Source organism: Streptomyces albicerus, from assembly GCF_008905045.1.
Lineage (GTDB): Bacteria > Actinomycetota > Actinomycetes > Streptomycetales > Streptomycetaceae > Streptomyces > Streptomyces albicerus.
On sequence record NZ_VWMY01000085.1, the window covers coordinates 1 to 8,845 of the forward strand.

The following is an 8,845-nucleotide window of genomic DNA, read 5'->3' on the forward strand; positions in this document are numbered from 1 at the left end:
CGAACCGGCTCCGTCTGGTACGGCCGCTTCTCCAGCAGCCCCTCGTCCACCAGCCGGCGCAGCCGGTCGGTCAGGGTGTTGCGGGCGATCCCCAGCGACTCCTGGAACGCGTCGAACCGCCGGATCCCGTAGAACGCCTCACGCAGCACCAACGGCGTCCACCAGTCCCCGAGCAGGTCCATGGTCCGCGCGATCGAGCAGGGCCACTGAGCAAAGGATGTCCGCCTCATGACAGCCAGCATAGGTTCGTCCAGTCATGAGACCCAGCAGGTACAGCGAGTACGGAACCTGCGCGCGATGTCTTGTGTTCCACAAATAACGAAGTTATGTTGCCGCCATGAAACGTGACTTGCTGGGCAGAAAGCTGGTTGTCACCGGAGCGGCACGTGGGATCGGCGAGAAGGTGGCCCGCCTGGCCGCCGCCCGAGGGGCTCGTGTGGCCCTGATCGGCCTGGAGTCCGATCGGCTGCGCGACCTCGCCGATGATCTAGGCCCCGCCGCCTCATGGTGTGAGGCCGATGTGCGTGACGGTGCCGCTCTCCGGTCAGCGATCGATGGGGCCGCGGAGGTCATGGGCGGCGTCGACCTCGTCGTCGCCAATGCCGGCGTCGTGGCGTACGGAACGGTGCGGCAGACAGATGAGGCGTCGTTCGAGCGGGTCCTGGACGTCAATTTGAACGGGGTGTTCCGCACCCTTAAGTACGCGACGCCCCATCTGGAGCGCAGCCGGGGCCATGTACTGGTCGTGGCGTCCGCGCTGTCGTTCATGCCGCTGGCCGCGATGGCCTCGTACGGCGCGAGCAAGGCCGCGGCCGAGTTGCTCGCCCTGACCTACCGCCAGGAGGTGGCACACCTCGGGGTCACGGTCGGCCTCGTGCACCCCTCCTGGATCGACACGGACCTCGTCCGGGGGGCCGAGGCAGACCTCCCCTCGTTCCAGGGGCTGCGCCGACGGCTGCCCTATCCGGGCAATGTCACCACCAGCGCCGACCGGGCTGCCGCTGCGATCGTCGACGGGCTCGTGCGCCGACGCAGCCGCGTGTACGTCCCGCGCGCCGTCGCCGTGGCCAACTGGGCCAAGGGGGCACTCAACTCGCCGCTGACCTGGCCCTGGGCTCGGCGTTTCGCGGCCCGCGCGGTTCCGTCCCTGGAACGGGAGGTCGAGGCATTGGGGAGGCATGACCAACTCACGCCGGGTACCAACAGCCCCACCGTGGAGACCAGGTCGCCCTAGCGTGGAGCGCAAGGGGCGGCACCCGGCCGCCCCTCCTTCTCACAGGCCTTGGGTGATGGATTCGTACAAGCGCGCGCCAGCCTCGTGCGAGGCCTCGGCACGTTCACGCCTGTCACCCAAGCCGACAGAGAAGTTCACACCCATCGGCACAAGCACCTGCATCACCGCGTCGTCGAACTCGACGAAGTGCTCGGCCAGTTCAAGGGTGATGTAGCCGTGTACAAAGCTCCACAACTGAGCGGCTATGACCTCGGGTCGCTGCTGCCGGCCCCTGCCGGAGCGCACGAACCGTTCGCACGCCGCGGCGACATGGGCGTGGGCTTCTCGAAATGCCGGTGAGTGCCCACTCAGGCGAAGGTCCGCGTCGGACAGCGGCCGGTATGTCGCGCGAGTGGACAGGCCGAACATCAGGTCGTACAGGTGAGGGTTCTCGTGGGCCATTCGACGACACGTCAAGGCCATGGCGAAGAGTTCCGCGATCGGATCCTCAGTCACCGGCACCTGGGCAAAAGCTCTACCGAGTTCCTTGAACCCATGGTCGGCAACGGCGCTCATCAGCTCAGGGATCCCGCCGAAGTGGCTGTAGACCACCATGGTCGACAGTCCGCTCGCGGAAGCCACCGTGCGCGCCTTGATGGCCGACGGCCCCTGCTCGGCCAGCAGACCGATGGCCGCCTGGACAAGTCGCTCCTGCGCGTCTTCGACCCTCGCCCGCCCTGCCATGTCTCGCCTGCCTCCACCGTTGACACATTCAAAATAACTTGGTTATCTAACTCTTCACGGCAATGTTACACATTGTGGGCGACATGCCGTCACGGACACGGCGTACGTCTCTGGACCCGTCGTCACGCGCTGCCCAGTCTCATGCCGCCTGCGCGGACACAACCCCCGGGGCGAACACGACCCCATCACTGCCACACGCGGCCGCAACTGTCCCCACGCACTTTCCCACCCCTCCATGAACTCAGCACGGGAGCAGACTTCATGCCGTACAAAGACAAGGGCCATCTCAAGATCGAGGACCGGGGAGCCGTCCTGGTCGTCCGTGTCGACGGTGGCCCGCACCAGGAGTTCGGCCTCGACATCTCCACCCAGCTGGACAAACTGGTGGACCGGGCCGACCGCGATCCGAACATTCGTGCCGTCGTCTTCACCGGGGCGCATCCCGAACGGTTCGTCAGCCATGCCGCGGTCCGATGGCTTCAAGAAGAGGGCGCAGCCAGCCCTACCGTCGGCCGCCGTGGAGCCGCCGCCGTCGTGCGCATGGCAAAGCACGTGGACCGATCTCGTCTCCTGGGCACCTTGATGCGCAAGACTCCGATGCGAGGTGCCCTCCAACTGGAGCGCCTGCACACGACGTTCCTCCGGATGAACCGCAGCGGTGTCCTCTTCGTCGCTGCCCTCAACGGTTCGGCGCTCGGCCTCGGCGCGGAGTTCGCCTGGGCATGCGATCTGCGGGTCATGGCTGACGGAGACTTCTTCATCGGCCAGCCAGAAGTCCTCCTCGGCATCATTCCCGGCGGAGGCGGCACCCAGCGGTTGACTCGCCTGATCGGTACCCACCGGTCCTTGGCAGCGATCCTCGAAGGCAAGCCCTTCACACCTGCGGAGGCTCTCGCCAATGGAGCGGTCGACCAGGTCGTTCCGCAGGACAAGGTGGTCACAGAGGCGATAGAACTCGCGGAACGCCTCGGCAAGCGATCGAAGGGATCGGTCGCGGCTGCCAAGAGGTCGGTGTACTTCGGCGGCTCCATGTCACTGGAGGACGGTCTGCACGTCGAACGCGCCGAGTTCTTCACCAGGGTGATGTCGCAGGAAGGGCAGGAATTGATGCTCGGCTACCTGAATGCGACAGACGTGACCGGCGAACTCCCGCTCTATAGGCCTGACACCTACACGCAGGCACTCGCCTCGGGCAGCGTGCCCGGGCGCAGCTCGACGAATGAACGGTGACTCGACATGACAGCACCACAGCCCTTCATCCGGCACAACGTCACCTTCCCCTCCGGTGACAGTACCTGCGCCGGCTGGCTCTACCTGCCGACAGGTGTCACCTCCCCGCCCGTCGTCGTTCTCGGACACGGCCTGGGCGCCACCCGCGAGATGCGCCTCGACGCCTTCGCCGAGCGTTTCGCACAGGCCGGCATCGCCTCCCTGGCCTTCACGTACCGACACTTCGGGGACAGCGGCGGCCACCCTCGCCAGCTCCTGTCGATCAAGCGCCAGCTGGCCGACTGGGACTCCGCCCTCGCCTACGTCAAGACACGCCATGATGTCGACCGCGCACGCGTCGCGGTGTGGGGCAGCTCCTTCGGCGGCGGCCACGCCATCACCGTGGCCTCTCGACATCCGGAACTACGCGCGGCCGTGGCCCAGTGCCCGTTCACCGACGGTCTCGCCTCCGCGCTCGCGCTCGGCCCGGTCGCCTCGCTCAGAATGACCCCCGTACTTGCCCGGGATCTGACAGCCAGAGTGCGTGGTAAGGCACCCGCGATGGTTCCCATCGCCGCCGCCCCTGGTTCCCCGGCCCTCATGAACGCTCCGGACGCCCTCCCCGGATACCAGGCACTGCAGCCTGCTGGGACAACGTTCCGCAACGAAGTGGCGGCACGGGTCATTCCGACCATCGCCGGTTACCGGCCCGGGCGTGCGGCAAGGAAGGTCGCCATGCCGATCCTCTTCTGCGTCAGCAACACCGATTCGGTCACGCCTCCCGCCCAGACCCTCCGGTACGCCCGGACCGCTCCCCGGGGAGAGATCAAGAGATACAACGCCGGTCACTTCGACTTCTATACCGGCGAGACGTTCGAGGCGCTGGTCCGCGACCAGATCGAGTTCCTCTCCCGCCAGCTGGACCCGGCACCCGCCGTGTCGACGACTTGACCGGATCGCATCACACCGAGACAGGTACGTTCGCCATGAATTTCGCTTCTCTGCCCGACCGCCGAGCCGAACTCGACCCCCAGGGGGCCGCGGTCTCGGACGGGCGGCAGTCCCTCACCAACGCCCAACTGCTGAGCGGCGTCCTCCGGACGGCGCGTCAGCTCCACGATCTCGGAATCGGTCCCGGTGACGTCGTCGCCCTCAAGCTGACGAACCGCGCCGAGTTCGTCCTTCTGCTGTTCGCCGCCTGGCGGCTCGGCGCCACCATCACGCCGGTCAACCCGAGCATGACCGATGTCGAAGTGGTCCGGCAGCTCAAGGACTCCGGTGCGCGCCTGCTCGTGGTCGAGGACGGTTCGGAAACCACGGCAGGCCTGGCCACACTCACCGTCGGTGAACTGCGCGAACATCAGGCGCCGGAGTGGGATCATGCACCGCGTCTGGACTCGTCCGCGCTGGCTCTCCTCATCTACACCAGCGGCACGACCGGGGTACCCAAGGGCGTGATGCTCGACCACGCCAACATCGACGCCATGGTGGAGATGGGACGCCAGGCTCTCGAGCTGGGGCCGAGCGACCGCTGCCTGCTGATCCTGCCGCTCTTCCACGTGAACGGCATCGTGGTAAGCATCCTGACGCCGCTTCTTGCCGGCGCCAGTGTCGTCATCGCGGGCCGCCGGTTCGACCCCCACCACTTCTTCGACCTCGTCGAACAGGAGCGCCCCACCTTCTTCAGCGCCGTCCCGACGATCTACAGCATGCTCGCAACACTCCCTGACGACGTTCGGCCCGACACATCGTCGGTGAGGTTCGCGGTCTGCGGCGCCGCACCTGCCTCCGCCGAGTTGCTGACCCGGTTCGAGGCCCGGTACGGGTTTCCCCTCGTCGAGGGGTACGGGCTCTCCGAAGGAACCTGCGGCTCCACCATCAACCCCGTCGCGGGACCCCGTCGCGCAGGAACCGTGGGGCTTCCCTTCCCCGGCCAGGAGATCCGGATCCTCGACGCCGACGGTACCGAGGCGGCGCCGGGCACGGACGGCGAGGTCGTCCTGAGGGGCCCCAACATCATGCGCGGCTATCTCGGCCGTCCGGACGACACGGCCCGGGTCGTCGTCAACGGCTGGTTGCACACGGGCGACGTGGGCCACCTCGACGCCGCGGGCTATCTGACCCTGGTCGGACGCTCGAAAGACATGATCATCCGTGGTGGGGAGAACATCTACCCCAAGGAGATCGAGGACGTGCTCGCGAGCGACCCGTCGGTCCTCGAGGCCGCAGTGATCGGCGTACCCGACGAGAAGTGGGGCGAGGTGGTGGTCGCCTACGTTCAGCCCCGGCCTGGTTCGACCGTCGACCCCGCGGCGCTCCAAGCGCTTTGCGCACGCAGCCTGACCGGCTTCAAGCGCCCGGCCTCATACGTCGTGGTGGAAGCCATCCCGAAGAACGCGGTCGGCAAGATCGACAAAGGCTCCTTGCGGGCAGGCCACACTGCCGTCCCTGCAGGGTCCTGATCAGCACAGTTCAGGCTATGGGCCGCACCTGTCCGACCGCATCGGCGGCGCTCCCGTTGTCACAGTCGGCATGGCCCTGAACACGGTGGGCCTGGGGCTCTGGGCGCCGGCCGTCGAGCCGCAGGTGTCGTACATCTCGCTTCTGCCGGCGCTGATCGTCTGCGGAATCGGCATGGGTATGTTCTTCGCTCCCAGCGCGAACCTCATCATGAGCACGGTCCGCCCGGAGGAGCAGGGCATAGCCTCCGGTGCCAACAAAGCGATCCGCGAGGTCGGCGGTGCCATAGGCGTCGCATCGCTGGCGCCGGTGTTCTCCGCGCAGGGCGGCTACGCATCGGCCTCACTGTTCGTGGACGGGCTGGTGCCGGCGCTCTGGGTCGGTGCCGGTGCGGTCGGCCTGGCGGCGGCCCTGGCTCTCCGGATGCCCCGGCGGCACGGGGCTGACGGCCCAGCTGCCGGCCTTGCCACGGAAGACGCTCCGGCCGACGCATCGGTCGCAATCTGAGCTCCACGCCGGGGGGGGTGGCCCAGCCTGTTGCAGCTGGGCCACCCCTCGGCGCTCCCGTCCTTCACGCTTCAAGCTCATTCGCCGCGCGCGGGGGCATCGCACCGCGGTCGAAGCCCCTCCGACGACTTGCCCATGCGGCCAGTGCGCACCTTCCGGAGGGACGCAATGTCCGTCACCGCGACGGCGTCAGCGGTTCGTCTCTCCGGCCAGGAACGGGCGCAAGTGCGCCAGCAGCGCCTCCGGCTGCTCTTCCGGGATGAAGTGACCGCATTCCGGGATCTCGGCACCCGTGACGTCATCCGCGTAGTCGCGCCAGATCTCCAGCGTCGGCAAGCGGGCCGGCAGCCCCGCGGCACCCCACAGCGCCAGCACCGGCATGGCGAGGCGGCGCCCCGCGGAGGCGTCGATGTCGTCCAGCGCAATGTCCTGCTCCATGGCCCGGTAATCGTCGAAACTCGCGCGCATGGCACCCGGACGGGAGAAGGCGCGGACGTACCCGTCGACTGCATCGGGTGTCAGTCCGTGGCGGTTGTAGGTCCACCGCTCGAAGAAGTACTCGAGATACCCCCGCATGTCATGCCCCACCAGCCGCTCGGGCAGATCGGGCTGCATCTGAAACAGCCAGTGCCAGTACCCGGAGGCAAGCGAGGCGTCCAGGCGGCGGAACATCTCCCGGGTGGGCACGATGTCGAGCACGGCCAGCCGTTCCACCTGCTCCGGGCGGTCCAGCGCCCAGCGGTGGCCCACCCTGGCTCCCCGGTCGTGCCCCACTACCGCGGCCTTCTCGAAGCCGAGCGCTTCGACGAGGCCGGCGATGTCGGCGGCCATCCGTCGCTTGTCGTAGCCGGTCGCGGGCTTGTCGCTCAGGCCGTAACCGCGCAGGTCAGGTGCTACGACGGTGTGGCCGGCGGCGAGATCCGCCAACACCGGCCGCCAGCAGTCGGAGGTCTGCGGCCAGCCGTGGAGCAGCACGAGCAGAGGGCCGGATCCCGCTCGGAGGTAGTGCAGACGGACCCCGTCCACCTGACTCACTCCGGTCGCCACTGTCGGCTGTCCCATGGATCCGCCTCCTTCGCACGCACTAACCCTCTTAGATGGTTAAGCTAATGTGCAGAATAGGGACGTGGCAACGGACGGCATGTGGATCTGGGACGGCGGGCGGGTCTGCCTGGACCTCGTCAACACCCTGCGCAACCGTTGGCGGACACCGCCGACGGAGACACTCCAGAGTTCAAGCGACCTGGCCCTCTGGCTTCACGAGGCCGGGCTGCTCGCACCGGACCCCCCGCGCCCCGCCGCTGCCGCCGTCCTGGCGTCGGGCCGCCGACTGCGCGAGGTCGTCGACCGGGCCGTACTGGCAGGCGCCGACGGCCGTCTGCCGGCAGCCGACGACATCATGGTGCTCAACCGATCAGCAGCGCAGGCCCCGCGCCCCGCCCTGCAGATCGCCATCACGGACGGACACCTGGAGCCTGCCGGCACCACGAACCTGGCCACCGATCCCACAGCCGCCTTGGCGCTCGTCGCCCAGGACGCCGTCGATCTACTCTTGTCCGCCGAGATCCGGCGTGTACGCGTCTGCGGCGCGGACACCTGCGCCCTGCGCTTCTTGGACCGCTCCCCTGCCCACAACCGCCGCTGGTGCTCCATGGCGCGCTGCGGCAACCGCACCAAGGTCCGCCTCCACCAGGCCCGGGCCAGACGGAGCGAGCACACCCCGAGAGGCTGAGGCCCTCCACCCGGCACCCTCGTCTACAGCCAGCGACGTCGCGCCCATCGCCCGACGCAACCGCGTTCAGCTCACTCGGCGACCTTCATGCGAAAAGCGGGCCCAGGAACGCTCTCGACGTCTTCCTCCCGCACGGAGTGGCCTTGTTCGCAGCGGACGTGGACGTTGACGTGCGCGCCGCACCCACGGTGCCGCGTCAGCACGGCCGGCCCCTCCGGATCGGCGCGATACCGGTCGCCCCACTGCAGGAGCCCCATCACGGCCGGCACGAGATCCATGCCCTTCGGGGTGATCACGTACTTCGGTCGGCTCCGCGCACCCGGCTCCTTGTAGGTCTCGGTGGCCAGGATCCCTTCCTCCACCAGCATCCGGAGTCGCGCCGCGAGCAGGTTGCGAGGACAGCCCAGGACGCGTTCGAAGTCGCCGAAGCGGGACGAGCCGTACCAGACCTCGCGGAGGATCAGGATCGTCCACTTCTCCCCCACGACCTCAAGGGTCCGCGCGATCGAGCAGTTCGACATGTCCCGGTCGAGACGGGGGTCCATGCCGGAGTCCTGAAGAGCTTCGGTCCACACATCCATGGGGTGATACTAACCTCACCTAAGTTTACTTTCCCATACCCAGCGAGTAGCGTCACAACTGGCACATCAACCCGGCCGCGCACGCGAAGCGGGGCCTCCCAGAAAGGCGGCCGGCGTGAAGGCATTCGTCGTCGCGAAGTACGGCAAGGACGGCGCGCGCGCCGCAGAGGTACCCGAGCCCACCGTCGGAGACCGCGACGTCCTGGTCAGAGTGAGCGCCGCCAGCATCAACCCGCTGGACAAAATGGTCCGCAACGGAGAGTTCAAGCAACTCCTGAAGTACAAGCTTCCGTTCACCCTCGGCCACGACGTGGCCGGCGTCGTGACGCGGGTCGGCTCCGCCGTACACGGCATCGAAGTCGGCGACGAGGTCTACGCCCGTCCACGCGACCTGCGGAT

Annotated in this window: 10 protein-coding genes and 1 pseudogene; 7 read left to right on the forward strand and 4 right to left on the reverse strand. The window is 67.8% G+C overall.

The genetic code is table 11. The features are described from left to right. Nucleotides 1-230 (reverse strand): winged helix-turn-helix transcriptional regulator (locus GAS53_RS46580; RefSeq protein ID WP_151483854.1); only part of this gene is annotated, 230 nt, incomplete at its 3' end. A gap of 107 nt (nt 231-337) precedes the next feature. Between GAS53_RS46580 and GAS53_RS46585 the strand changes: the two genes are divergently transcribed. Continuing rightward, on the forward strand, nt 338-1,234 hold the full coding sequence (locus GAS53_RS46585) for a short-chain dehydrogenase/reductase (RefSeq protein ID WP_151483855.1): 897 nt from the start codon (nt 338-340) through the stop codon (nt 1,232-1,234). A 39-nt stretch (nt 1,235-1,273) separates the two neighbouring features. Here the strand turns inward: GAS53_RS46585 and GAS53_RS46590 are convergent, their stop codons facing one another. Then, nucleotides 1,274-1,957, reverse strand: a complete 684-nt coding sequence (locus GAS53_RS46590; RefSeq protein ID WP_151483856.1) for a TetR/AcrR family transcriptional regulator — start codon at nt 1,955-1,957, stop codon at nt 1,274-1,276. A 261-nt stretch (nt 1,958-2,218) separates the two neighbouring features. Between GAS53_RS46590 and GAS53_RS46595 the strand changes: the two genes are divergently transcribed. The 4 genes and pseudogenes from GAS53_RS46595 to GAS53_RS46610 form a co-directional block, all read left to right on the forward strand. After that, nucleotides 2,219-3,187, forward strand: a complete 969-nt coding sequence (locus GAS53_RS46595; protein WP_151483857.1) for an enoyl-CoA hydratase/isomerase family protein — start codon at nt 2,219-2,221, stop codon at nt 3,185-3,187. Nucleotides 3,188-3,193: 6 nt separating this feature from the next. Continuing rightward, the gene (locus GAS53_RS46600; protein ID WP_151483858.1) at nt 3,194-4,117 is read left to right on the forward strand and encodes an alpha/beta hydrolase; all 924 of its coding nucleotides are present in this window, start codon (nt 3,194-3,196) and stop codon (nt 4,115-4,117) included. Between the two features lie 35 nt (nt 4,118-4,152). After that, entirely contained in the window at nt 4,153-5,628 is a 1,476-nt protein-coding gene (locus GAS53_RS46605) for a class I adenylate-forming enzyme family protein (RefSeq protein ID WP_151483859.1), read from the forward strand. Between the two features lie 28 nt (nt 5,629-5,656). Continuing rightward, nucleotides 5,657-6,133, forward strand: a pseudogene (locus tag GAS53_RS46610) (MFS transporter); the annotation flags it as partial. 189 nt (nt 6,134-6,322) lie between these two features. Here GAS53_RS46610 and GAS53_RS46615 read toward each other — a convergent pair. Continuing rightward, nucleotides 6,323-7,195: an alpha/beta fold hydrolase gene (locus GAS53_RS46615; RefSeq protein WP_151483861.1), complete on the reverse strand. Its 873-nt coding sequence runs from the start codon at nt 7,193-7,195 to the stop codon at nt 6,323-6,325. A gap of 64 nt (nt 7,196-7,259) precedes the next feature. On the opposite strand from GAS53_RS46615, the gene GAS53_RS46620 reads away from it, so the two are divergent. Next, nucleotides 7,260-7,865 (forward strand): CGNR zinc finger domain-containing protein, encoded by a 606-nt coding sequence (locus tag GAS53_RS46620; protein ID WP_225859540.1) that lies wholly within the window; start codon nt 7,260-7,262, stop codon nt 7,863-7,865. A gap of 71 nt (nt 7,866-7,936) precedes the next feature. On the opposite strand, the gene GAS53_RS46625 is transcribed toward GAS53_RS46620, so the two are convergent. Further along, entirely contained in the window at nt 7,937-8,410 is a 474-nt protein-coding gene (locus tag GAS53_RS46625; RefSeq protein WP_151483887.1) for a winged helix-turn-helix transcriptional regulator, read from the reverse strand. Between the two features lie 151 nt (nt 8,411-8,561). On the opposite strand from GAS53_RS46625, the gene GAS53_RS57205 reads away from it, so the two are divergent. Then, nucleotides 8,562-8,845 (forward strand): alcohol dehydrogenase catalytic domain-containing protein (locus tag GAS53_RS57205; protein WP_404829418.1); only part of this gene is annotated, 284 nt, incomplete at its 3' end.